21 protein-coding genes are annotated in these 26,334 nt (G+C 29.0%); 17 read left to right on the top strand and 4 right to left on the bottom strand.

Annotated elements, in window-relative coordinates; all coding sequences use genetic code 4:
• Positions 1–3: 3 nt before the first annotated feature.
• Positions 4–1,536 (top strand): PTS ascorbate transporter subunit IIC, encoded by a 1,533-nt coding sequence (locus tag ACXYRN_RS02950; protein ID WP_458607612.1) that lies wholly within the window; start codon positions 4–6, stop codon positions 1,534–1,536.
• Complete coding sequence (locus ACXYRN_RS02945; RefSeq protein ID WP_458607611.1) at positions 1,529–3,469, top strand: transketolase-like TK C-terminal-containing protein; 1,941 nt, start codon at positions 1,529–1,531, stop codon at positions 3,467–3,469. The genes ACXYRN_RS02950 and ACXYRN_RS02945 overlap by 8 nt, the downstream gene beginning before the upstream one ends.
• 23 nt (positions 3,470–3,492) lie before the next feature.
• On the opposite strand, the gene rsmA is transcribed toward ACXYRN_RS02945, so the two are convergent.
• The 3 genes from rsmA to mnmE are packed head-to-tail and all read right to left on the bottom strand — an operon-like array spanning position 3,493 to position 6,424.
• The gene (gene rsmA, locus ACXYRN_RS02940; protein WP_458607610.1) at positions 3,493–4,269 is read right to left on the bottom strand and encodes a 16S rRNA (adenine(1518)-N(6)/adenine(1519)-N(6))-dimethyltransferase RsmA; all 777 of its coding nucleotides are present in this window, start codon (positions 4,267–4,269) and stop codon (positions 3,493–3,495) included.
• Positions 4,269–5,072 (bottom strand): TatD family hydrolase, encoded by an 804-nt coding sequence (locus ACXYRN_RS02935; RefSeq protein WP_458607609.1) that lies wholly within the window; start codon positions 5,070–5,072, stop codon positions 4,269–4,271. Before ACXYRN_RS02935 ends, rsmA begins: the two co-directional genes overlap by 1 nt.
• The gene (gene mnmE, locus ACXYRN_RS02930; protein ID WP_458607608.1) at positions 5,072–6,424 is read right to left on the bottom strand and encodes a tRNA uridine-5-carboxymethylaminomethyl(34) synthesis GTPase MnmE; all 1,353 of its coding nucleotides are present in this window, start codon (positions 6,422–6,424) and stop codon (positions 5,072–5,074) included. The genes ACXYRN_RS02935 and mnmE overlap by 1 nt, the downstream gene beginning before the upstream one ends.
• A gap of 161 nt (positions 6,425–6,585) precedes the next feature.
• On the opposite strand from mnmE, the gene ACXYRN_RS02925 reads away from it, so the two are divergent.
• Genes ACXYRN_RS02925 through dnaJ form a run of 4 tightly spaced genes read left to right on the top strand, consistent with a single transcriptional unit; the run spans position 6,586 to position 9,647 of the window.
• Positions 6,586–7,032 (top strand): MG284/MPN403 family protein, encoded by a 447-nt coding sequence (locus ACXYRN_RS02925; RefSeq protein WP_435128739.1) that lies wholly within the window; start codon positions 6,586–6,588, stop codon positions 7,030–7,032.
• Positions 7,013–8,086, top strand: a complete 1,074-nt coding sequence (locus ACXYRN_RS02920; RefSeq protein ID WP_458607607.1) for a hypothetical protein — start codon at positions 7,013–7,015, stop codon at positions 8,084–8,086. The genes ACXYRN_RS02925 and ACXYRN_RS02920 overlap by 20 nt, the downstream gene beginning before the upstream one ends.
• Positions 8,070–8,480 (top strand): MHO_1590 family protein, encoded by a 411-nt coding sequence (locus tag ACXYRN_RS02915; RefSeq protein ID WP_435128745.1) that lies wholly within the window; start codon positions 8,070–8,072, stop codon positions 8,478–8,480. Before ACXYRN_RS02920 ends, ACXYRN_RS02915 begins: the two co-directional genes overlap by 17 nt.
• A 51-nt stretch (positions 8,481–8,531) precedes the next feature.
• Positions 8,532–9,647, top strand: a complete 1,116-nt coding sequence (gene dnaJ, locus ACXYRN_RS02910) for a molecular chaperone DnaJ (protein ID WP_458607606.1) — start codon at positions 8,532–8,534, stop codon at positions 9,645–9,647.
• A gap of 15 nt (positions 9,648–9,662) precedes the next feature.
• Here the strand turns inward: dnaJ and ACXYRN_RS02905 are convergent, their stop codons facing one another.
• Positions 9,663–10,472 carry a Cof-type HAD-IIB family hydrolase gene (locus ACXYRN_RS02905; protein WP_458607605.1) on the bottom strand — a complete coding sequence of 270 codons (810 nt, stop codon included), beginning with the start codon at positions 10,470–10,472 and terminating at the stop codon, positions 9,663–9,665.
• 256 nt (positions 10,473–10,728) lie between these two features.
• Here ACXYRN_RS02905 and ACXYRN_RS02900 point away from each other — a divergent pair, with 256 nt between their 5' ends.
• The 11 genes from ACXYRN_RS02900 to ACXYRN_RS02850 all read left to right on the top strand — a co-directional run bounded on the left by ACXYRN_RS02900 (position 10,729) and on the right by ACXYRN_RS02850 (position 26,299).
• Positions 10,729–13,167, top strand: coding sequence for a putative immunoglobulin-blocking virulence protein (locus tag ACXYRN_RS02900; RefSeq protein WP_458607604.1), 2,439 nt, complete (start codon positions 10,729–10,731; stop codon positions 13,165–13,167).
• Between the two features lie 8 nt (positions 13,168–13,175).
• Positions 13,176–15,911, top strand: coding sequence for an Ig-specific serine endopeptidase MIP (gene mip, locus ACXYRN_RS02895; RefSeq protein WP_458607603.1), 2,736 nt, complete (start codon positions 13,176–13,178; stop codon positions 15,909–15,911).
• Positions 15,911–17,479 carry an MSC_0624 family F1-like ATPase-associated membrane protein gene (locus tag ACXYRN_RS02890; protein WP_458607602.1) on the top strand — a complete coding sequence of 523 codons (1,569 nt, stop codon included), beginning with the start codon at positions 15,911–15,913 and terminating at the stop codon, positions 17,477–17,479. The genes mip and ACXYRN_RS02890 overlap by 1 nt, the downstream gene beginning before the upstream one ends.
• The gene (locus ACXYRN_RS02885) at positions 17,469–18,074 is read left to right on the top strand and encodes an MSC_0623 family F1-like ATPase-associated protein (protein ID WP_458597649.1); all 606 of its coding nucleotides are present in this window, start codon (positions 17,469–17,471) and stop codon (positions 18,072–18,074) included. Before ACXYRN_RS02890 ends, ACXYRN_RS02885 begins: the two co-directional genes overlap by 11 nt.
• A 1-nt stretch (position 18,075) precedes the next feature.
• Positions 18,076–18,999 carry an MSC_0622 family F1-like ATPase gamma subunit gene (locus ACXYRN_RS02880; protein WP_458607601.1) on the top strand — a complete coding sequence of 308 codons (924 nt, stop codon included), beginning with the start codon at positions 18,076–18,078 and terminating at the stop codon, positions 18,997–18,999.
• The gene (locus tag ACXYRN_RS02875) at positions 18,992–19,444 is read left to right on the top strand and encodes an MSC_0621 family F1-like ATPase epsilon subunit (RefSeq protein ID WP_458607600.1); all 453 of its coding nucleotides are present in this window, start codon (positions 18,992–18,994) and stop codon (positions 19,442–19,444) included. The genes ACXYRN_RS02880 and ACXYRN_RS02875 overlap by 8 nt, the downstream gene beginning before the upstream one ends.
• Positions 19,437–22,079 carry an MSC_0620 family F1-like ATPase-associated subunit gene (locus ACXYRN_RS02870; protein WP_458607599.1) on the top strand — a complete coding sequence of 881 codons (2,643 nt, stop codon included), beginning with the start codon at positions 19,437–19,439 and terminating at the stop codon, positions 22,077–22,079. The genes ACXYRN_RS02875 and ACXYRN_RS02870 overlap by 8 nt, the downstream gene beginning before the upstream one ends.
• Before the next feature lies 1 nt (position 22,080).
• Entirely contained in the window at positions 22,081–23,598 is a 1,518-nt protein-coding gene (locus ACXYRN_RS02865) for an MSC_0619 family F1-like ATPase alpha subunit (RefSeq protein ID WP_458607598.1), read from the top strand.
• Entirely contained in the window at positions 23,598–24,974 is a 1,377-nt protein-coding gene (locus ACXYRN_RS02860) for an MSC_0618 family F1-like ATPase beta subunit (protein ID WP_458597644.1), read from the top strand. Before ACXYRN_RS02865 ends, ACXYRN_RS02860 begins: the two co-directional genes overlap by 1 nt.
• A gap of 94 nt (positions 24,975–25,068) precedes the next feature.
• Positions 25,069–25,896 (top strand): DNA adenine methylase, encoded by an 828-nt coding sequence (locus ACXYRN_RS02855; protein ID WP_458607597.1) that lies wholly within the window; start codon positions 25,069–25,071, stop codon positions 25,894–25,896.
• 1 nt (position 25,897) lies between these two features.
• A complete protein-coding gene (locus tag ACXYRN_RS02850; protein WP_458607596.1) occupies positions 25,898–26,299 on the top strand; it encodes a DpnII family type II restriction endonuclease in 402 nt (133 codons plus the stop codon).
• The last annotated feature ends 35 nt before the right edge of the window (positions 26,300–26,334 follow it).

Raw genomic sequence — 26,334 nt, 5'->3', positions numbered from 1 at the left:
TGTATGGCATTTTTATTATGATTGCTTGGATTTTTAAAGGCATTTGTTGGTACACCTGCCCTATTAGTTGGAATTTTTACAATGATAGGTGCTTTGGTGCTACGTAAGAAGGCATCCCAAGTAATAATTTCTACATTTAAAGTCATTGTTGGATTTTTAATCCTAGGTGGTGGAGCAGGTGTACTTGTTGGTTCACTTAATAAGTTTCAACCTGTTTTTGAATCAGTTTATGGATTAAATGGAATTATTCCAAACAATGATGCATTTGCAGGAGCACTTGCTCAAGCATTACCATCAATTGCTACCTTAGGTTCAATTGTAATGCTGGTAGCGATGCTGTTAAATATTGTTTTAGCACTTACATCAAGATTTAAATATGTTTATTTATCTGGACATGTGCTTTATTACAGTTCATTAATGTTAGCAGCAGTCATGTATGTCATTGGGTTTGATTTTGAACATAAACCAGGCGACTTTGCTCTTGCTTTATTTACCGCATCTGCCTTGATGGCAATTTATATGGTGCTTTCTCCTGCAGTCCAACAAAGATATATGAAACAAATTATTGGAAGCAACGAAATTGCACTAGGACATACTGGTGGATTCGGATATGCATTATCAGGTTTAATAGGAGAAGGAATTAATAAATTAAAGAAAGGAAAAGTTTTATCAACTGAAGAAATTAAATTTCCCCAATCATTATTTTTCTTTAGAAATACTTTAGTTTCTATTTCCATAACTGTATTTGTTTTCTATTTAGCTGCCTTTTTACCAGGTGGTATCCTATATGAAATAGGTAAAATTAACGATAAAAATGCACCTGCTGCATATGAAGTTTTAACATCAGGAAACTGAGTAATTACAATGTTTGTGCAAGCATTTACCTTTACAGCAGGGGTAGAAATAATTTTAGCAGGTGTAAGATTATTTGTTGGCGAACTAGTTCCGATGTATAAAGGATTTAGTGATAAATTAATTAAAAATTCTAAAGCCGCTGTGGATTGTCCGGTGGTATTTCCATATGCACCGAATGCTGTAATAATTGGGTTTATCTCTTCGTTTATTGCTGGTATAATAGGAATGTTCATCACGATTGGACTTGGTAAAGCGGCATTAATACCTGCTGTTGTGCTACCAGGACTAGTTCCTCACTTTTTCTTAGGTGCAACATCAGGGGTGTTTGGAAATATCAAAGGTGGTATCGTTGGTGCAATTGTTGGACCATTTGTGGTAGGTTTAATTATCACATTTATTCCTGTAATCTTTGTAGCAGGAAATTGAGCTCCAACAGCAACAAATGAACTTGGGGTGCTAATTGAAAAAACATCTAAAAATATTTCTATAACATCACTTAACTGAGGAGATACTGATTACTTTATTGGATTTATTCCTGGTATCCTTGGTTTAATACCAAAAGTTGGTAAATTCGTAGCTTTTGGAATAATTATTGCTGGTTATCTTGCTTTAGTCACAGATGGACTTATCAAAAGATTTGTTTTTGACAAAAGAAAGAAGGATCAACTACAAAATGCATAAAAAAAACTTTACCTATAAAGATTTCATTGCTAACATGCGTGCTGTAGCAATAGATGGAATTAATCACGCAAAACAAGGACATATCGGAATGGCGCTTGGTGCTTCAGAAATATTTTATGCCATTGTTGGAGAAAGCTTAAAATTCTCACCAGAACATCCACATTGATTTAACCGTGACCGTTTTGTTTTATCAGCAGGACATGGTTCAATGGGACTTTATTCGTTATATCATTTGATGGGATTACTTACCTTAGAAGATATCAAACAACATAAAATGTATGATTCTAAAACACCATCACATCCAGAAATTGAAAAACTGGATTATGTTGATGCATCAACTGGACCATTAGGGCAAGGGGTTGGTATGGCTGTTGGTATGGCTTTATCAAATAAACATTTATCAAATCGTTTCAACCGTGAAGGACATCGCATTATTAATCATAATGTTATTGCTCTTTGTGGAGATGGAGATTTTCAAGAAGGAGTCGCTCTTGAAGCATGTGCCTTTGCTGGAACCAATAAGCTCGATTCATTGATTTTAGTGCATGATTATAATAATATGCAAATTGATACAGCTTCTGAAGAAGTAAATAATATCAATTTTGAAAAATATTTCAAAGCATTAAATTTCAATGTGCAAATTTTAAAAAACAATAATCCTGCTACAATTTTAGCTGCATTAGAACATGCTAAAAAAAGCACACGTCCAAGTTACATCCAGGTTCCTACTACAATTGCTTTCGGAACTAAGGTTGCAAATTCACCTAAAGGACATAATGGAATTTTAGATGAAAAAGCGACAGTAGAATATAAACAAAATTTAGGTTTATCTTACACTAATCCGTTTGAATATGATCCAAATGCATATCAATTTGGCTCAAAATTATTAAAAACCAAACACGGATTTTATTCAAGATGAGAGAAGAAATTAGAAGCTTATCAAACTGAATTTCCTGAATTAGCAGCCGAATTAAAACAACTTATTAACAAAGAAAAACATTTTGATTTCAAAGATTTTCAATTTAAGCAAACTAGTCAAGCATCAAGAAACTATGTTGATGAAATTATGATTTATTTGGATAAAAATCACAAAAACTTCTTAGGAGGTTCTGCTGACTTAAGAGGGGCTACAAAAGTAGGATTTAACAGTGATCGTAATGTAAAATACGGAATTAGAGAGTTTGCAATGTTTGCAATTAACAACGGGATTGCATTACATTCTGGAATGCCAACATTTGGGGCAACATTCTTAGTTTTTGCCGATTATGGAAAGGCAGCATTGAGATTATCATCGATTATGCAACTGCCAAACATCGCTGTATTTAGTCACGATTCATATCAAGTTGGGGGAGATGGACCAACCCACCAACCGGTTGAACAACTTGCAACCTTAAGAAGTATTCCGAACTATCTAGTATTTCGTCCTTGTGATGAAAATGAGATGTTGAATTCATTTAAATATGCATTGAATTCAAAATCTACACCATCAGCAATTATTGCAACCCGTCAACCAATGAAGTCATTTAATTTACAAAAAGAAACATTTAAACCTGCCTACTTTATTTCACAAAATAAATCAGCTGTTGTAAACTTACTTGCATCAGGTTCAGAAGTTGAATTAGTATATAAAGCAGCAGAAGAACTAAAAAGAAGTGATATTGTTGCTAATGTGATTTCAGTTCCATCATTACAGTTATTGCTAGATGACAGTGAATTAATTTCAAAACTTGGTTTAGACAAACTTCCTAACTTTGCAGTTGAAGCATCAAATGATCCACTTTGATATAAATTAGCTTTATATCAAAAATTCGATGGACATTTTGCCAAAGATTTTGGTCACTCAGCACCCGGAGACTTTGTATATCATCTCAATGGGTTTACAAGTGAAAACATATTAACAAAAGTTAAAAGTTTTTTAGAAAAATGCAAATAAAACATCTGGCTTAGGCCAGATTTTTATATTCGTTTATTTAAATATTGATATAGTAAAATCACTTGTTCTATTGGAATCTCTTGGATTCGTATGTTTTCGTGCATTTTAAGACAGTTATAAGCAAATTGTATATCAGACATCGAATAAACACTTTTTAATGCACTTATAAGCTTCTTACGACGGTTTATAAAGCACAGTTTAAAAAATTCTTTATACATATTTCAGGTGTAGTTATCAATATTATCTTTAAATTCTAAGGAAATAATTGCTGAATCTACTTTTGGAGCAGGGGAAAAACAAGAAGCAGAAACCACAAATTCTATTTTTACATTTGCTAAAAATTGACATGAAAGAGAAAGTTTGGAATATTCTTTACTTTTATAATTTGCAACAATACGCTGAGCTACTTCTTTTTGCACCATCAAAATCACCTTTGAAAATTTATCTCGATGTTCAAAAATTTTAAAAAGAATATCAGTTGTGATATAGTAAGGAATATTTGCAACAATAATGCTTTTAGGTAGATTTGATAAATCGGCTTTCAAAAAGTCTTTCTGGTAGATAAATAAGTTTTCTGTATTGATATTTTCTTTCAAAAAAATTACCATATCCGGATCAATTTCGTATGCAGATACAGATTTAGCAATTTTAATAAGTTGAGATGTTAATGCACCTCTACCTGGACCTATTTCAACAATATAATCATATGTTCCAACAAGATTAATAATTTTATTAATAATATTTTTATCAATTAAGAAGTTTTGTCCAAACTTCTTTTTAGCATATACCGCATTTTTCATTATAAGTTAAATAACTTCCTTAAATTTCGATTAATTCGATCTACAAGCTTATCCATTCCGAATGATTTTAAACCTGCAAGATAATAAGTAACATAAACAACTGTATTAGGCTCATTTATTCGGTTACGATATGGATGTACCCTTAAATAAGGAGAATCAGTTTCAATTAAAATTCGATCAAGTGGAAGCATTTTAATAACATCTCTGGTTTTATCAGCAGAACCAAAAGTTATTACACCACTAAAAGAAAAGTAAAGATTCTTAAACTCCATAAATTTCTTTGCTCAATATAAATCTCCTGCAAAAGTATGTAACATACATTTTAAATTTGGATATTTTTTTAATATCTCATAGACATCTCGGTAAGCTTGATATACATTTTCTTTATCACGGATATGAATAACAGCAGGAAGATTATATTTATTTGCTAATTTTATTTGATTTTCAAAACTAAGCAATTGTTTTTCTTTTGATAAACCATCTTCATAATAATAATCTAAACCTATTTCACCGATTCCTACAATTAAATTTTGATGTTTATTTAAAAGTTTTTCAACTTGCAGATAGTCATTTTCACCTTCACCAGATTCGGGGTGGATACCGATGCAAGCTTTTATAAAATGATATTTCAAAGCAAGATCGATACATTCAAGATTGTTTTTGTGAGAACCCCCGTTATTAATTATAAATTCAATATTGTTGCTGTTAATGTCAGCAACAATATTTTCAATTTCTTCTTTTTTATAATACTCTGTAAACAAATGACAATGAGCGTCGATAAATTTGTTTTTTTTATTTGACATTATTTTCCTAAACAAAAGTTTGCAAACATCACATCTAAAAGGTCTTCGCGATTAGCGTTTCCTTTGATATTTTGCAACTCATCTCAAGCATTATATAAATCAATAATAATCACATCGTAAGTTTGATCGTTTTGTAAGGATTTTCGTGCTTCCTTGATTGAATTTAGGGCAGATTTTATTAGTGATAATTGACGAGTATTATTGAAAATTCTTTCATCAAAAATGTTAATATCTGCAAAGTTTTTAACCATTGCTTCTTCAAGCTCTTTGATGTCATTGTTCAAAGCAGAAACATTAACAATGTTAGTATTTTTATTATTAACTAAATCCGATTTATTTTGAACTTTTATATAAAACTTCCCTAGTTTTTGACTCTCTTTAAAAATCATTTCATCAAATTCATCTTCTTTTTGACTTGGATCAAGGATGTGAACCACTAAATCAGCTTTTTTAATTTGCTCAAGTGATTTTTTTATCCCAATTTGTTCAATTACTTCCGTTGTTTTTCTTAGTCCTGCTGTATCAATAAGTTTAAATAAAATCCCATTAATTTGATAACTTGCTTCAACTAAATCCCTTGTGGTTCCTGCAATATCAGTTACAATTGCTTTTTCTTCGCTTAATAATGTATTTAAAATGCTGCTTTTACCAACATTAGGTTTACCTAAAAGAGCAACATGAACTCCGTCAAAAATGTATCTACTATCTTCAGAAACTTTTACAATTTGCTCAAGTTTTGTAATTAAATTTTCAACTTTTTCAAGCATCAAAGGAGTAGAAACTTTTTCAACATCTTCATATTCAGGATAATCAATATTTACTTCACAAATACCAATTAATAAAGCTAAATCATTAGAAAATTCATCAATTAGTTGTGATGCTTTACCGTTAAATTTATTTACACTTGCAAATGCTTGTGAAGTAGTTTGTGACATAATTAAATCATGTATCGCCTCTGCTTTAACTAAATCCATTTTACCGTTTAAAAATGCTCTACGGGTAAATTCACCTTTTTCTGCTAATCTGCAACCATTTGCTAAAAGTAGTTCTAATACCTTATTTGTTACTACAATTCCACCGTGACAATTAATTTCAATCAAGGGTTCACCAACATAATTGTTATAAATTATTTTTCCTTTCGATTCTTTACCGACAAACCACATTATCAAGACTTCATCAACTAAAATATCGTTATCAAAAATATGACCATATGTAATTTGATGATCATCTCCAACCTTACCATTAAAAATTTTTTTAACTATCTTAACGGCATCTGGACCTGCTACACGAACAATAGAAATCGGTTGATTTATTCGTGAACCACTACTAATTGCTGCTATATTTTCGTTCATTTTCTTATTATATAAAATTATATATTTATGTAAAAAAAATGTGGAATTTCAATTAAAAATTCCCGTATTAGTCCGTATTTAGTTCGTCTGTAATAATTTCCATAATTTTATATTTATAAATGTTATAAATTAAAAGGGGAAACCTCAGAAAAAGGAAAACTATGGCAGAAATAAAACCGTACGTAGATGATCAATTTGTATTTAAAATTGACTTAAAAAAAGACACATTATTAAAGAACAAAAACAACTATAATTTTAAACTAAAAATTATGAAATCCTTATTTGATTCATATGAAAAATATTTAGATCATATTCGTAAGAAATTGATTAGGATTCGTTTTAATACCTTAGAGACAGAAGAAAATAGGATTGCTGAATTAAAAAATTTTGAAAGAAAACTAAATGATAAAAATGATATTATTCACACAATTTTAAATTATCTTACACCACGAAATGCTTGGATTATTGAAAAATGTTATTTAGATCGTGCAACTAGGAGTAAAACAACTTGATATGAAGAACACTTTTCTAAAACAACCTTTTATAAGTATAAAAAAGATGCAATTAATCAGTTTGTAGGTTACTTTTATGATTCCTTATTATTATAATTATGATGATGTCCAGCGAAGCAGTGAGTTAATTGTTGAAAATGTTACATATAATATTGAAGATAATCAAGTTGTAAAAACATTTAACAGAAATTTTGAAATAGAAATTATAAGAAATTTAGGTGCAAAGAAAACTGTAATTTTGTTTCGAACTTTAAATGGTGCAAATGCAGTTGAAAATCTTCATAAATACAAAGTGCATATTTTTTATGGTAATAAAGATCACGATATCTTTGATGCAAGTTTGCAAAGATTTGGTTTAATTTATGATTTAACTAATGAGAACAAGCAAATTTCGATAGTTTTAGCAACCGATGATGATAAACCTTTAAGAAAAATCAAAATCCAAGAAAATCATATTAAAAATTATGTTGATAATTTAATCATAAAAGAAAATTTAGCAAAACTTTTAATCCCTTATTCTATTACTTATCGTATTCATAATAAAAAGTTAGAGATTAGCAAAAGGTATTGGAATGTCTTTTTAACTTTTGATGATTTAAATACATCAAAAGGTGTGACAACACCTTTAAAATTATATGTTTATCGCGATAAATCATATGATGAAAAAATAGAAAAATATCTACCAAACTCCACGTCTTTTGATGTAATAAAAAGTAATTATGCAGCAAGTTTTGATAAAGATAAAAAAGAGCAAAAGATAGAATTAGCAGATAAAAAAGTAGCAGGAATTAATAAGATAAGCTACAATTTTGATTTTGTTACATCTGCAAAGGCAGAAGATGCAAAATTGATTCAAAAAATTGATAATTCAGTTGTAGTAAATAAAAACTTTTCAGGTGAGTTGAATTCTAAGTTTTACATTGAAACAAATTATGCAAAGTTTATAATCTACCGCAAACAAAACTTTAAAGCATTGAGCAAACCAAGTAAAGCGAATTCATTAATTATTCAAGAATTGCCGATAAATAATTCAGAAGAATTTAAAAAACAAATTTTTAAATACTCTGTTTTAATTGAGAAACTCTATGACATAAATACTTTTAAACTTAATCAGTGAATTAAAAGAAAGAAAAATGAAGAAGATTTATAAATTCACAATATCTATATTAGTAGGCTTTTCGATTGCAGGAGTTGGTTATGGAATATACACAGTAGTAAATAAAAAAGAAGAAGTTAAAGAAGAGAATACTAATAAAGAAGATACGGTTCCTATTAAAGAGAAAGAGATAGCAACATCTTTTCCAATTCTAGAACCTAGGTATTTTGCTAAATATGTTCAAGAAGACGAGTATGGTAATTATATTTTAGATAAAAAAATAGTTGAAGAAATAATCAAAGATATTATCCGTAGGTTTGCTAAGGAAAAAGGGCAAATTGATTTTAATTATGAACAAATAAATGAAAAAGAAATACTTTTATTATTAAAATATAGTGATAAAAGTGATAGTGAGATTAAAAAGTATCTTATTAAATTAGCAGAATAAAAAATTAAAAAATTAGCAAATAAACAAAAAATGTGCTAAAATTTAAATACTATGAGTACAAAGAGAGATTATTATGAAGTTTTAGGAGTAAGTAAAACAGCAAGCGAGCAAGAGATTAAATCAGCTTATCGTTCGTTAGCTAAAAAATATCACCCAGATAAATCAACTGATGCAGATAGTCATACAAAGATGCAGGAAATAAATGAAGCATATGAAGTGCTTTCAGATTCTAAAAAACGTAGTGCATATGATCAATTTGGACATGCTGGAGCAAATGGACAATATGCAAATGGAGCAAATTATTCGGATTTTGCAAGTAGTTTCGAAGGGTTTGGTGATATTTTTGAATCAATATTTTCAGGTTTTGGTGGTGGTTCTCGCAAAACAAGCAATCAACCACGAAAGGGTCAAGATATCCATGCAACAATGGAAATTACTTTTATGCAATCTTTAATGGGTGAAAATATTAAACAAAAGATGTATAAAAATGAAACATGTTTACATTGCGGTGGAAGTGGAGCTGAAAGTGCATCTGATATCCAAACTTGTTCAACATGTAGAGGTAGTGGTCATGTAACCAAAGTGGCACGTGGTATCTTTGGACAAATGCAACAGCATGTTGTTTGTGGAACTTGTGGTGGAGTTGGTAAAAGAATAGTTAAAAAATGTAGTGTATGTCGTGGTAACAAATATGAAAGACAACTTAAAACTGTTAACTTACAAATCCCACAAGGAATAGATGATGGTAGAGAATTAAGACTCGATGGTTATGGTGAACCAGGAATTAATGGTGGATCATCAGGAGATATGTATATTCAAATACGTATTAAACCACATAAACATTTTAAACGCAAAGATAATGATTTATATTTAAATTATCCAGTATCAGTTTTCGATGTGCTAGCAGAAAGAGATGTTATTATTCCTACACCTTATGGCGATGTAAGTTATACATTAAAAAGAAGTTATGTATCTGGTCAAGAAATTAGAATTCCAGGTAAGGGCGTTAAAAATAAATATGGAGTTGGTAATTTAATTGTTATTTTAAGTTTTATAGTTCCTGATATTTCTAAAAAAGAAGCAAAACTACTTAATGAAGTTCTTGCACAGATTTCAGATACAACTAATTCTGACATTTATAAACAAATTCAAAAGACATTAAAATAGGCAGATAAAATCTGCTTATTTTATAAATTGTTCTATATAACGAGCTAATCCAGATTCAGAACAAGGAAATTTTGTAACTTCATCAGCAATTTCTTTTAATTCAGGAACAGCATTAGCCATTGCAACTAATTTACCAATATGTTCTTTAGCAGATGCATCATTCATTGAATCACCGATATGCATCGCATCTTTTGGATCTATTCCTCATAATTCACATAATCTTGCCTCTTCTGAACCCTTAGAAATACCTACATTTGTTATTTCGATAATATTGTTGCTTCCAGATAAAGAAACATTTAATTTTCCATCAAATTTTTCACTTCATTTTTCAGCCAGCTTTAAAATCTTATTTTTTGATAGACTTCAAATCAATGCTTTAGCAGGTTCAAAATCTTTATTATATTGTGAATATTTTTTTGCTGTTTTTTTACCAAAACCCATTACTAGACGATAAAATCAGTTTTTGGTATATGCATGTTCTCTTGGATTAGAATCATAAACAACAAAGCATTTATTTTTCTTTATTTCATTAAATAATTCATTAGCAATATCTTTTGGAATAACAACTGAATGTACAACTTGTCCATTTATAACAGTTTGTGCACCATTTCAAGCAATATAAGAGTTTGAACCTAAACTTTGAACAATAGCAAGAGTTTTAGGATTAACCCCCCGTCCTGTTGAAACTACAATAGGAATAAAATTTTGAACTTTTTTAACTATTTCCTTAGTAAATTCGGTTACTTCTTTTTGTCAAAACTTTTCTCCAGGACCATCAATTGCTGTTCCATCTAAGTCGATAAAAATAATTTTAGGTTTATTCATAATTTAATTATACAAAATTATAATTTACCATAAAATACTGCTATAAAAAAATTTTATGAATTTCTTTTATAAAATGAAAAAATAATATAATTTTGCATTAGAAAATAAAAGTAAAAACTTTTTAAAGAAAAAAATCTTTTATTTTTAGTAAAAATACTATAATAACAGTATAGAAGAAATTTTAAGTAGATATGTATGCATATATTTCATATATATATATATATATATATATACGTGTCAATCGAAGGAGTGTCATATGAGTATAAAATTAAAACGAAAATATTTGATATTAAGTGGTTTAGTAGTTGGTACATCACTTGTTTCAAGTGTCACTGGCTCAGTCCTGTATAATTTTTCACCCACCTCATCGTCAGATAATATTAGCAACCTACCTGAATCAATTAATAAACCAGTTTTAGAAAATATAAATCATACTGATATAACAGCTGGTATTAGTTCAGCTGTTGATTTAAATTTGCCTAAACCAAAAGAAAATGTTAAAAAAATAGATGAACCTACTGTTAAGACAACTAAAAAAGTTGATGAAAACAAAGAAGTGACAAAAACTAAGGAAACAGTTATTTTAAATCAAATTGAAAAACCAAAACCGATAGAAAAACAAGAGTTAAAACAAGTTCCTGAAAAGAAAAAAGATGAACCAAAACCTGAAACAAAACAAGAAATAAAGAAGAGTGAACCTGCTTCAGCACAAAAAATAAAACAAATCGTTATAACCCCACCAAAAGAAGACGAAAAGAAAGAATTACCAATTGCTCAACCTCCAAAGCAGGAAGTAAAAAAACAAGAAAACTTTAGTCCTAAACAAGAACAATCGAATAAAATATATATTCAAGGTGTACCTGTTGATGCAGATGTTACACAAAATCCAGGAAGAACAATTGCTCAATATGATGTAGAACGTGATATCGCTAATCGAAGACCATATTCACAGGAAATAAATAAGGTTCTAAATAGTATTACAGTTACAGACCAACTGACTAACAGGGTTTTATCTAATGCAGTTGCAGCATTTAAAACCATACATGATAATCCGAATGATACAATAGGGTTTATTAAGCAAATTTTTGATGATAAACAATATAAAACAGAAACTGAACGCGATGCTAATATTCAAAGTTATATTAATCAACAACCATGAGTTTGAGAAAAAAAACGATATCAATACAGTAGATTAATAGATTCACCTAATATCAAGTATTTTTTAAAGAATCCAGCTGATTATGAAAAATTTAAAAATTACCCTGATAAAACAGTTCGTGATTGACTCTTAATAGAAAATATTGACTTTTCTAAATTTACCCAAATAGATCCAAGTGCATATTCGGCATTACAAAAAGGATTTGTTTTAGATCCGAGAGAAATTTATATCACTGAAGATGGAAAAATTAACTCAGATGAATTTGGTCAACCAGATGAATTTAACTCAGTTTTAGGTGTACAAACAAGAGATAATGAAACTAGAAGAACCTTTAGGATCTCAGGACCATTTGGCCGTGATGGTGATTCAATTTTAAGTGGTAATTATAAAGACTGAAATAAAACTGATATAAAATATGAAGCAAGATTTGCTAAATATGATATTCAAGGAATAAAAGGTATTAATATTTATAAACTTACAGCAAAGCAAAAAGTCGATGGACAACTTAATGAAGGAACTGTTTTAGAAATTAATATGTTTGATTCTAAAGCATATGCTAAAACAAAAGAACTTTTGGAAGGATTTAAAAAAGATAATATTAATATAACTTCATATCGTTTCTTAAATATGGGCGCAACATCAGCAAACCAAAAATTTAAAGAAATTTTAGATTTATTACCACAAAAAATCCCTCAATTAGAATTATTCTTCGATGCATCTGCTGCAAATACATCTGCATTAATAGAGCTAGAATACAAAGAAATCGATGAATTAGGTTTATATACAACCGGAAATGCACTTTCAGAAAAATGATCAATTAACCCGTTAGCTCTTCGTAAAACCGCTTGGGTTAATACACTAGATTATAATGTAAGTAGAGATTATCCAGCGAATTCAAATATAGCTACTAGAATTGTATTTGACTCTCTTGCTTTTGAAGAAAGTGATATAAAAAAGAACACTTCTGATCCATATTCAAGAATTAATGATGGTTTAAGAATGGCATATTGAACTAGAAATAATGAAAAAATATTTGAAGGACAAAGTGGAGGTGGAAACCATCCCGATAACAATGAAAGTGGAAACAGTTATCCATTAGGTCTTGATTTTTCTAGAGCACCATCAATTCGTTCATTGCATGGTTTAGTATTCTCAGATGTAGTTAAAACATCAAATGCTCCAAGAAAAATTAAAAGATTATTATTATTTAATGATTCAGAATACTTTAACATTTCTTCTAAAGAACTAAATGATGCAGGTTTTGAAAACATCGCTAAGGGAGAACCGGGTCCACCAGATGCAAAAATAATATTTAGCAACAATAATACAACTAAATATGTTTATTTAACTGGTTCTGATCAACTAACATCACGTGGATTGGGTTATTTAAAGGATTTATTTGATTTAGCTAAACAACTTAATAAAACAACCATTTATGTACAACCACAAGCAATAGAGTTAAAAAAACAACTTGAATCAAATGGTTATACAGTTGCTGTGTATAGTCAACAAGAAGATGATCTTACATTAACTTAGGAGGTTATATGAAAAAAATAAAGTGATTTAGTATTTTCTCTGCATCTTTATTAATTCCAGCAACAATTGCTGTTGCTTGCGGGACAAAAGAAGACAAAAAAGATACTAATGATTCAGAGACAAAAGGTGGTTCAGGTAGTTCAACTGATTCAGGTGGAGCAAAAAGTTCTTCTGATCAAGATGGAACACAAAGTTCTAGCGATCCTGGGGGTTCAAGTTCTTCTGGGAGTTCAGGTGGGCAATCAGTGGGTGAGCAAAAACAAGTTAAACCTATATCAAAAGCAGAATTTGCTACAATAGTAAATTCGTTAAAACCAGATGACCAATTTGAATTAGTTGCTACAAACACTTTGGTTCCTACCACAAAAGAAAATACACTTCCTACAAAAGTTTTTGATAACTTACAAAATTGAAGTATTAAGGTTAAAGATAACTACATAAATAAGTTTAAGGCAGTTTTAACTAATGCTACCTTAGATGGAAATAATCGTGCTAAAGCAAATCAAGAAGGTAAATTAACTATATATGTTGAATTCACCAATCCTACTAATAAAAAAGATACTATTGTTAAAAGTTATGATATCAGTGGATTTAAGCAAGGTATGGAAGAAACAATCCATATCCCTGCTCCAAGTAATGACGAATTCAAAACATATTTTAATAAAGATTTAAAACAAAGATATGATTATGATAATCAAAAATATACTGATTCATTTGTTAGATATGCATCTGCAGATGGTTTATGAGAAAGTTTAAGAGGCGGACTTTTTAAAAAAACAAGCGCATCTGAAATAACAAGTTTTAATCAAAAAGCAGCATCGGTAGGTGTTTCTGATTATCGTAGTAGTGTTGTTAAAGGATTTTCTACACCTATTTATAAATCAGATGGAAGTGTGGATGGATTATATATCAACCAAGAATCACAACCAGCACAACCGAGTTGAGTTGATTCATATGGTAAGAAAGAACCGTTTAAAACAACAGGATTAGCTCGTACACTACCTAATCAAACCTATGTTGATATTGCAAAACAAACTTATGCAATTAATATTGGGAACTTCTTAGTTTCTGGTGATGAAAATATTCGTAATCAAGTTGCTAAAATACTTGAAAACAAAGAAGATTTAACTGAATTTATAAAAAAAATAAGTGATCCGCAAAGAGTTAAATATTATACAGAAAGACTTACTGAAAATCCAGGTTCACAATGAAAAGAATATGTTCGTGATGAAGTTTATAACGAACTTGTTAAAGAAAATAATAATGATTACACAAAAGTTAATAAACTTGTAAATGATTATTTAGAAATTTACAAAGCACCAATGCGTAAACAACTTGAAGCAGCAAATTTCCCTGCTGATGTAAAGCAAAGAGTGCTAAATGAAATTAATTCATCTGTTGCTTATAATTCATTAATTACCCTACCTATTTTTGCTAAACAACAAGATAATATTGGTGGAACAATGTGAATTATGGATTATCAAATTCCAGATGATGGAAGTTACCCAACTAAGTTTTATTTTGGAACTAATTTACATGTTGCTGATGCGATTAAAAATGGAAGGTTTGTTGGTTTTGGAATAACCAGAATGAATAAGGATGTTAATCCTGTGTTAAATACCTTAAAATTAGTTGGATTAAATAGTCCTGCAATGTTTAGAACTTTTGGATTTAACAAGGAAGCAATACGTAGAGTTTTTGATGCGCGTGATTTTCTTAAAACTAAGCCATCTGATTATTTAGCAGAGCCACAAAAAGATTTATATAAAAATGCTGAAGAATTTGCGGATTTTGCGGTAGTAGAAATAGATTTTGCAAAAGCAGATTTATCAAAAGTTTTAATAAATACTAATGAAGCGTCCAATGCTGCAGCATTAGCAAAATTGGTTACTAATGATTATAAGGACTTACCAGATGATAAAAAAGTTAAATTCTTACCTAATTCGTATTTAAAAGATTATCAAAAGATTAATGTCCCCTTAGCAGTTAAGAAAAACGAAGAAAATTCATTAAATAAATACGATCAATTATTTATTCTAGGTTTCCCGTTAGCTGATTCAGGTAGTTGAAGAGATTTTTATCTAAAAAGATATATTGATGATGACCAAATTAATGTAGCAAAATATTATCGGACCTTATGAATTAATTCTGATCCTGATTTTTATGACTATAAGGTAGGAGAAAACGATTCAGATCAAAAAACCCAAGAACGACTGGCTCGTGGGAACCGTTTATCATACGATTTAGCATATCGCACCTTTATTGATAAACCTGGTCTTACTGATGCTTTCTTATCTGCACCTGTTTTATCTCACGGAAAAAGTCCATTACAAAACCTATATACATCTGATGATAATAAGCAATATATCAACTTTGGTTTAGAATACATGCCACGTTGATATGCTCCAGGTGGTGGTGCATCTGGTTCGTCGGTTCGAAACCAAAAAAACGAGTTAGTTGGAATTTATCATTATTCTAATCCAACAGCAAGAACCGGTTTAGCAGCAGCATTTAGATCCGAAGGATACAGTTATAATGGATTATATGGAAGCTATAATTTACCACAATATGATTTAATTTATGGTGGTGGAAAAGATCAAAAGAATTCATATCGTGAAGCAATGTCTAAGTTAAATATCGGTAAAACTAACTTATTTCCAAATGGATTTGCAAGCGAAAACATCCCAGAACAATTTAAATTTAGTGACAATTTATTAACATATCAAAATGCCCAAGGAAAATAATGAACAAAATTAATAAAATCATAATCAACCGAAAAATTTATAATGATTATAGCAATCAACTTAATTCTAAATCACAGAGTTGATGAAGCGCTATTTATAAATATATTTTAGTTTCTTTCTTTATAATTTCGATGTTAGTAGTTGTCATCTTGCTAGATAAATCTATTTTCCCTACATCATTACTTAGTCAATCTGCTGCGGATAAACCATATTCAGATTTATTTAACTTTAATTCAGTAATTTCAAGGCAAGATAATGCTGTAATAATGCTGCGCTTTAGTCCTCTTGTATTTGTGTTCTTTTATTCGGTGTTTAAAAACTTCAAATCCATCGAACAACAAAAAGAACGGATTGCAACTTATTTAATTTTCTATTTACTATATTTTACTTTATCACTTATATCATTGTTTTCACTCTTTTTTGCATTAACCAAGGATACCCCAACAGTCGCTCATGATGTATTTAGTTTGTATTATTTATTAATTCCACTATTTTTAGTTAATGTTGCATATGAAATATATACTTATATTTATAAACGTAAATCAGAACCACTTTTATATGCTTCAATATGACCTTTGGTAATTCAAATAGTTTCACATACTATCTTGTTATTATTTACCTTAATTAATATGTTTTTATGAGATGCAAATGCTTATTTTCCTGAACCTACACAAGAAAATCCAGATACCATTAGAGCAACAGTCCCAGGTAACGAATTAATAAAAGGTTCAGAATACTTATTATTTTCAAGCAAAAACTCTTATTGAGCAGCTGTTGATGCATTATTTAATGTTAAAGCTGCTAAAAACCTAGTAATCATTATTTTATTATTTATCTTAGTTGGTTTATCTATTTTAGGAGCAAATATCAAAAAAGTACTTCGTTATAGTGAAAATGAAATTTCTGATAATGCTTCTAAAGATAAATTTGTTTTATATTTTGCTATTATAGGTGTTTTATTGTTATTAGTTATTAAAACAATGACTATCAATTTGCGAAATCGTCTTACCTTATTAGATGGTGGTGATTCATATAATTATTTATACATTTTATTCATAGTAATTGGATTCTTAATTACTACAGGATATTTTGTTGGGATTGAATTTTTCTTTAGAAAAAATAAAAATACAGCATTATTTACTATTTATATGTCATTAACACAAGGATTGTTATGAATGCTATTAACAGTTTCAATCTTTGTTATATCTAGCCCAAGCGATTATGTATATAATGTCTTTGCGATAACTATCTTCTCTGCAGCAATTTATATTCATTATATTGTTCGTCATAAAAATATAAATCGATTATCAATTTTTGCAATTCTTAGTTCCTTATTTTTACATAGCTCATTAATCTTTATCTATGCTTTAAATCACTTGTTAGTTGCTCAAGATAACTTTATGTTGATATCAGCACCTACCCCAATTTCCTTACTTAAAATACTTACCATTATTAATTTAATTGTTGTCGGATTGTTCTTTATCTCAATTCTTATTTACACTTATGTTTGATTACAAAAAATTAATTTTGCATCTAAAAATAAAGGAGTAATTACTCATGAAAAATAAAACTATACTAGTTGAAACACCTGAACTTTTAGAGGTTTATAACTCATATAACCAACTTGTTTCAGAATCAAAATTCGTCAGTTACAAACAATTCTTTGCTTCTGTTTTGTTAAAACTTAATTCAAGTTTTAATTCAAAGGAATTTGAAAACTTTGAGGAACAAGTTAAAAAGGCATTTAAAAATAAATATGATTTACTTTTTCAAAAATTTGTAATTACTTTTAATTTAAATCCAAAATTTAGTCTTAACAAACTAGTTCCGATGTTAGCTAAATATGAATCATCTAATAATCAAGCAATAAGTTTTAAAACACAATCTTTTGATTTGGTTGTTAACCCAGATGAAAATATAGATGAATTAAATTTAGAAATTGCTAAATATCAAAAAGTTGACGGAGAGGTTTATCTAACTGAAAATCCTAACCAAAATGAAGACAAATTTGAAATTTTATTAAATGAAATTAATTTATCTTTATTAAGGTTGCTACTAGGTGGTTATGTTGTTGAAATTCTACCTAACATAGTTTTATTTATTTCAAAATATACCAATGCTTTAAAACTTTTCTTTAATAATAATATTTTAAAAGAAGAATAAAATGCATTTAAAAGATATCATTCAGAAAAAACAAAACTTTGAAAATATTAAAATCAAAGTTAATAATGATAAAAATATTTTATTAATAACAATTGTTAAACTAACACGAAAACTTGCTTTTTATGTTGATAATGCTTTATTAAATGTGCAGTTAATTCAAGCACTTAAAAATAAATATAACATCAAAAACAGTTTTATTGAAGATATTTCATTTGTTAAAAATAATAGTTTTTTAAGAAATCTAAAAAAATCATTTATTAAAGAAAAAGAACTGTATATTTATTTAACTGAAGAACAAAAATATGGAACCGATTCATATACTCGTTATGAAAAAACAATTTTAAATAAAATTAAAGGTAAAAATGTTGATTTTATTACTATCGGAAACCGTGCATTAAATTTTGCTAAAAGTAATAATTTAAATGTAATAAAAACATTTAAAAGTTCTGCAGAAAAAAACCTTGCAAGAACATTAGCACAACTAACCAAGATTTTATATTTAGATAGTGAATATAAAAATGTGCATCTAGTTATTAACTCAAATAAAAACTATAAAGAACCTTTTACATTGCTTCCGATGTCAAATTTTGATGTTGGTAAATTACTTAACATCCATCCAGAAAATGAGTTTGATAAGGTTATTAAAGATTATAAAATTTATCCAAACATTGAAAGTTTTATTGATAATCAAATTACCATTTTCATTGAAAACGCCATTAACTCATTAATTATCGAATCATCGTTTTATAATGCTAAAAATGCTTTAGTTGCTGCTAATAAAAAAGTAAAACAACTCGATGAAGAACTTCTTAAAGTTACTAAACAGATCCATCGCATTAAACAAGAAAAACAAATAGAAGAAATTGTTTTATTAACTAAGAAAAAACAAACTATTTTTGAAGAAGGTCGAAATGAGTATGAGTAAACCTATTGAAATGATTTTCTTGGATAATAAGAAATTAAGAATTAAAAATTATGATTTATATATTAATCATTATCAAGAAAATACTTGAATTAAAGTTTCTGATAACTCTATCGGTGCATATCCAAGAATGTTAATTAAATTAGTTAATCCACAAAACAAAAACACTTTCTTTATGTTTTTAAAGAATGTTAATATAGTTTCAAAACCTGATAAAACCTTAGTAAATTCATTTTCTAATATCCATTTTTTCAAAGTTGCTGCAACAAAGCAAAAATACAAAAAAGAACTTGATCCACTTAAATATCAAATATCTCGTTTAAAAACCTTGCGATTTGTCGGTTTAAGCATTGATGAAACCATCTTATTAGATGACTTGAAAAATGATTTATATGAATTAGAATTAAAGCAGTTGTTGAATTTAACAGAAAGGGAAACATATGAGTAAAAAATGAAAAAAAATTCTTAATGTTCTTTCGTTAGCAACTACCACAATGACACCTATAATTTCGTTTTCTACACAAAACAAAGCAAAGTTAGATATTAAGCAAACAGATGGTGAAGAAAATCCAAGTACTCCAGATAATCCTGGGACACCTAGCGATCCAAATAATCCACCAGAGGATCCTCGCAATCCAAAGCAAAATAAACCTAGAGATATATCGCCTGATTTTGATACATTTAGAACAGAAGCAGATGATAAGTTTCATTCAGACTTAAAACCTTTTTTAGATAATCTTATTCAATATTTACAGAACGAAAGAGATAAAGAACAAAAAGTTGCTGATTCTGCTGTAAATCCATCTTCAACAACACCTGAAACAAAACCTGGTGGAAATACCCAAAATCCAGGGGATCAAGGAAGTAATGAACAACCATCAAATCCAGGCAGTCAGGGTGGTCAACAACAACCATCCAATCCTGGGGAAGAACCAGGAAAAGGTAGTGAAGAACAAAAACCAAAAGATGATTATCGTGGAAATCGAAGTAAAATAACTTACTTAGATAAGTTAATTAAATTCTTTAGTGATCATAAAGATGATATTGCTGCTAACCCTGAAAAATACGGAATGAATGCAATCTTTCCAAAGGTAATATCTCGGGATAAATATTATGATTATGCAACCGTTAAGTTCAATGGTAAGGATTATACAAATATAAAAGTCGGTAAAAGTGATCCGACAAACTATGAGAAGGCTATTGAAGGTAATGATCAAAATGAAATTAATATTGATGAAAAACGTAAAGATCAAAAAAATACCATTAATAAAACTGAACTCGATACAGCTTTAAATAAGTATATCAATAAGTTAAAAGATAAGATTCCAGAAATCTTTATGAATCCTGATGATATCACTAAAATCGGTAAGGATGTTGAAGTTGTATATGATCCTAAAACCGATTCATATACTGTTACACCACCTAAAGGATTTAAAACTTGAGATGAATACTTTATAAATAAGATCAAACCAAGATATACAGCATTTGACTTAGAAGCTAACAAAGATATTGAGATAGAACCTAAGCAACAGCCCCCACAAAACAATCAAGTCACTCCACCTGATTCGGCTGCACCGAATACAAATCCGAATTTACCTGAACAACCCAATGATGCATTAAATCCTCCGATAAATCCTCAAGAATTAATTTTGCAACTACCACCATTATTTCCGAATATCAGTTATAAACTTTATAACCCTGTTGATCAAAATCTGCCTATCGCAAGAAATGATGGAGAAGATTTGGGAGATTATTTATATAGGGTTTTCAATGACCAAAATGTTTCACAAGAAGTAAAAGATAGTTTATTCTTCTTTGATAATCCGATTAACATTCGTTATAGATATCGAGTTGTAAAACTTGAAAAACCTACCGATAATGCTAGAAATTCATTAATACCTACTATTGAAATTCAGGACTTACTAGATCCTAAGTTAAAACGTGAATATCAAGTTGCACAAGTTGATTCGGATGCAAATAAAACAGATGCTGATAAAGATGCTCCAAGTTCTACAAAATATAAATACCTTGATACCACTGATGATGAAACTCACAAGAGATTCAATTTCTTATATCAAGGTGAAATAAAAGCACTAAAAGAAAAATTCGAAGATTTATATAAAGCAGTAGGTATTGAATACGAAGATACAGTTAAAGACGGTGACAATGAAGTAACTAAAACATTCTATTTAGACTATGATAAATTAAATTTCTTAAAAGATGTTAGAACAGCAATTTTTAGTATGGTAGCTTACGGGGTGCAATTTACAGCAACCGAAAAACCATTCAACATCCAACGTGAAACATTGTTAAATGATCCAAAATTTACAGTTATAAATACTCCAGATTATGACAAAGTAAATGCACAATCAATAAAAACTTCTTCTGAAGCAGTTATGGGATTTTTATTTAGAAATCTTAAAGGTTCATCAGTTGAGTCAAAAAGATATAATGGTCCATATTTTTCTCACCTTGCACAAGCATATAAAGATGAATTAACTTTTATTCTTCTTGCTTTAAAAAATGACCAAGTAAGAAAAACAGTTGAAGAAAACTTTAAACAAATTAAAGCAAATACCAAAATATTTAATGATTTTATTAAACAGACAGAAGTTAACATTAACAAATTATTACAATATTCACAATCACAACAACCTACTTTTAATATCATCGCTTGATATGATAATTATGTTAATTTAGTAAAAGAAATAGGTCCTGGTATGCTAGCACTTAAGCAATTAATTATTGCTAATAAACTACCACCTACACCACCCGAAGAAGATCAAAGTGATGCAGATAAAGAAAGTCAAAAAACAATTGATTCATATCAACAACACTATCAATTAATTGATAGTCAATTACAAAAGTTTAAACAACCTGATAATAATCTGTTAACAATTTTAGGAATATTATTTTTAGCCACAGGAAGCATTTTAGTTGCATTGAATTCTGTTGGAGCTATTATTAATAGACTTAAAAGAAATAATCAACTTAAAACTATTTACATTATCGCAATCGTAGCAATTATTCTATTCCTAGCTATCGGTTCAGTATTTTTAGGAATAGGATTGAAAGGAATTTAATATGAATAACCCAAAAATTACATCAATTTTTGATTACATAGTTGAAGTATCTGGTGAATTCCCTTATAAACAGAGACAGTTTTATCACCTTAAGGAAAATCCTAAGGTAAAACTTATGTTAATCAATGCAAGCAAAACCCGTGCCTTTTTGATTGCTAATACCAAAAATGCACAATTACGGATTAATTCAGAAGTTGTTTTAGAAAACGATGAAGCAAGAATTGATACTTTTCAAAATTATTTTGGTAAGGTTATTGATATCGAAGGGAATGTGATTTTACCAACTGCAGAAAACACATATAAACCTACTCCACTCGGAGCAAAAATCTTTGAACTAGCACATGATTTAACCACCGTCAAAACCTTAAACGAACAATTATTTACCGGTATTGTAGCAATCGATTTATTAATCCCAATTGGTAAAGGACAACGTGAATTAATCATCGGTGATCGTCAAACCGGAAAAACTCATATTGCGTTAAATGCGATTATTAACCAAGCTCGCAACGGGGTAAAATGTGTTTATGTAGCGATCGGACAAAAACGCGAAGCTATTACCAGAATTTATAATACCTTAGCAGAATATGATGCTTTAGAAAATACTATAATAATTGATGCACCATCAACAAGTGCATATGAACAATATTTAGCACCATATATCGGTATGGCACATGCTGAAAATATTTCTTATGAAGATGATGTATTAATTGTTTTTGATGATTTAACCAAGCATGCTAATATTATCCGTGAAATTGCTTTATTAACAGATCGACCAGTAGGAAAAGAAGCGATGCCTGGAGATACATTCTTTTCACATTCACAACTACTCGAAAGAGCTGGTTCGTTTGTAGGTCGTAAAACTATTACAGCATTACCAATTCTGCAAACTGTTGATGGTGATATTACATCGTTAATTGCTTCAAATATTATCTCAATTACCGATGGACAAGTTGTTACAAGTGCTGATTTATTCTCACAAGGGGTATTACCAGCAATAAACATTAACTTATCAGTATCAAGAACTGGTTCAAGTGTGCAAAGTAGACTTGTTACTAAGGTTGCTGCTGAAATTGGTAAAGCATATAAAGAATATAAACGTCATTTAAAGCTTGCGATGCTAGATTATGATTTTAATAAAGAAACTTCGTTTTTAATTTATAAAGGAAAAATGATTGATAAGATGTTTACCCAAAGAGGATTTTCGTTACATACCCAAGATCTTATTTTGTTCTCATCAAAGTTAATCAGTTGAACTATTTTAAAAGGTGTTAAAGATGAACAAAAAGCAATCACTTTTATTGATAAATTAATTCAAGTTGATGAGCAAGCGCGTAATTCATATAATACTGTAATGAGTGGTGAAAACTACGATGATAATTTACATAAATCATTTTTTGCTAATGCATTGAAACAATATTCAGATACATATAATTTAAATTGAGAAATTGAAACAGATGATTTATTCAAAATCCAACCTGCGATATTAGAACAAGTTGCTAGAGAATTAGGAGATAGATAATGCCAGGAAAAATTATTAATTTATTTTCAGATGTTATAGAAGTAGAATTTGATAAAGACAATCTTCCAAAAGTAAATCAACTGCTTACTTTACATGATGGAAAAACCTATCTGCTAGTAAAAAGAGTACTAAATGATACTACTATTCGTGCTATTATAATTTATAACTCTCAAGAAATATCGATCGATGATGCTGTAATTAATACTAAACAAAGTTTTATGGTTCCAGTTGGATTGCAATCATTAAATAACATTTATTCATTCCGTGGACAACCTTTATTAGATCGTGATACCCATCCAAAATACATTGAAATGGATTCAACAATTAATCCAAATCGTTATTTACATAATGAAATTGAACTTGTTGAAACAGGAATTAAAGCAATTGACTTCTTTATCCCGATTATCAAAGGATATAAATTAGGTATTTTTGGGGGTGCTGGAGTTGGTAAAACTGTGTTAATGAAAGAAATTATCTTTAATGTTAACAAAAACAGTGCTAATACATCAAATGTTTTCATCGGTTCGGGAGAACGTTCTCGTGAAGCCATCGAATTATTTAATGAACTTGAAAGTTCAAACTTAATGGATCGTTCTGCAATGTATATTTCAAAAATGAACGAATCACCAGGTGCTCGTATGTCAATTGTTCCAATCGGGGTAACTGCTACAGAATACTTAAGAGATGTTGAACATCAGGATGTGCTGTTATTTATTGATAATATTTACCGTTTTTTACAAGCTGAAAACGAAACTAGTGCAACCTTAGGTAAAAAACCATCAGTTGGTGGATACCAATCAACCTTAGAATCAGATGTTGCTAATATCCAAGATCGTTTATATAAAAACGAAAATGGTTCAATCACATCGTTTCAAACAATGTTCTTACCTATGGATGATTTATCTGATCCATCAGCAGTTGCTGTATTTAACCACCTTGATGGAAGTTTAGTGCTTTCACGTGTGCAATCAGCCAAAAATATTTTCCCTGCTTTTGACCCACTCGCTTCACAATCTAACTCAGTTGATGAAAAATTACTTGGTAAAAAACATTTTGATGCAATTATAGAAACCAAAAGAATTTTGAAAGCATATAAAGACTTAGAAGATGTTATTTTAATTCTTGGTTTTGATGAACTAGATGAAGAATCTAAGACAATTGTTAAAAAAGCCTTACAACTTGAAAACTTCTTTACCCAAAATTTCTTTATGACTGAACACTTTACTAAAGCACCAGGTCAATATGTTTCCTTAGAAGATACTGTCGATAGTGTAATACGGATTTTAGAAGGTAAATACATCAAACAAAGTCCAGAAATATTCCAATATGTAGGTTCAAATCTGCAAATTCCAACAGATGAAGAATTAGGATTGTAATAATAAAAAACATCTCTATTGGGATGTTTTTACATCACATCATAAATTTTTTAAATTTAAGATGTGATGTGAGTAAATATAATAAAATTAAATTATGGATTCTCTAAAAATATCCCCTTTTGTAAAATGAGCAGGCGGAAAAAGACAAATATTAAATAAAATAAAGCAAAAACTACCAAAAAATATAAATCGTTATTTTGAACCCTTTGTAGGAGGTGGTGCTGTATTATTTACAATTGAAGCAAAAGAATATTTTATCAATGATATTAATACTGCATTAATTAATGTTTATAAAAACATCAAAGACAATTACAAGTTATTTATTAATCAATTAAGCAAATATGATCAAAAATATACCAGTAAAGAAGATTATTATTACATAAGAGCAAAATATAACCAGAAATTGCTTAAAAATGAATATGATATGCAACTTGCAGCTATGTTTGTATATATAAACAAACGCTGCTTTAACGGCTTATATAGGGTTAATTCTAAAGGAGAATTTAATGTTCCGTTCAACGGAAATCAAAACCACCCATCTTTTAGCGAAGAAAACATTAAAAATGTTTCATTATTTTTAAATCGAAAGATAAAAATAATGAATCATGATTTTGCAGAAGTATTAAATGAAGCAAAAAAGGGAGATTTTATTTTTATTGATAGTCCTTATGATGTAGTAGGCGATGCAATATTTGTAGCATATAATAAAACAGGATTCACCAAAGATGATCATATTCGACTTTCAGAAGAAGTTAAAAAATTAGATAAAAAAGGATGTCTGTTTATGATTACAAATCATAATACACCCTTAATAAATCAGTTATATAAAGGATTTAACAAAGAGGTAATAGTTGTTAAAAGAATGATAAACAGGGATAAAAACAAAAGAACAGGGGAAGAAATTATTATTACTAATTATTAATATGACTAATATTGAAGAGTTTAAAAGCAGTTTGTTAGTGACTAACAGAAATTTTTTATTTTTTACAAATTGAGATAACGTTTTGAGAATAGATAAGTATAAGTTTTTGTTAGAAAAAATGGAAGTTTTAGTTCAAAACCCTAATTTTGATGAAGTTTTTAAGCAACTTTTAAATAATAATTCAAACATTCTTTCAGTTTTTCCTCTTTTATTAGCATTAAGTAAAAATGAAAGAGAACAACTTTCTAAAAACAAGACTTTTAAAATTATAGATGATTTTGATTTTATAAAAGAATATAGTTTTAATGAAAAGATAACATTAACAGACAGCAAAATAGATGAATACCTTGAATTGTTTAACAAAACAGGATTAAAAAATCTTTTCCTGAATTTCCCACTTTAATGTATTAAAAAATCGTTTAAGCCTTAAACATAGGC

The organism is Mycoplasma sp. 4423 (assembly GCF_054353855.1).
Note: the sequence above shows the minus strand (reverse complement) of the source record. Positions and strands in the feature narration are given on the sequence as shown.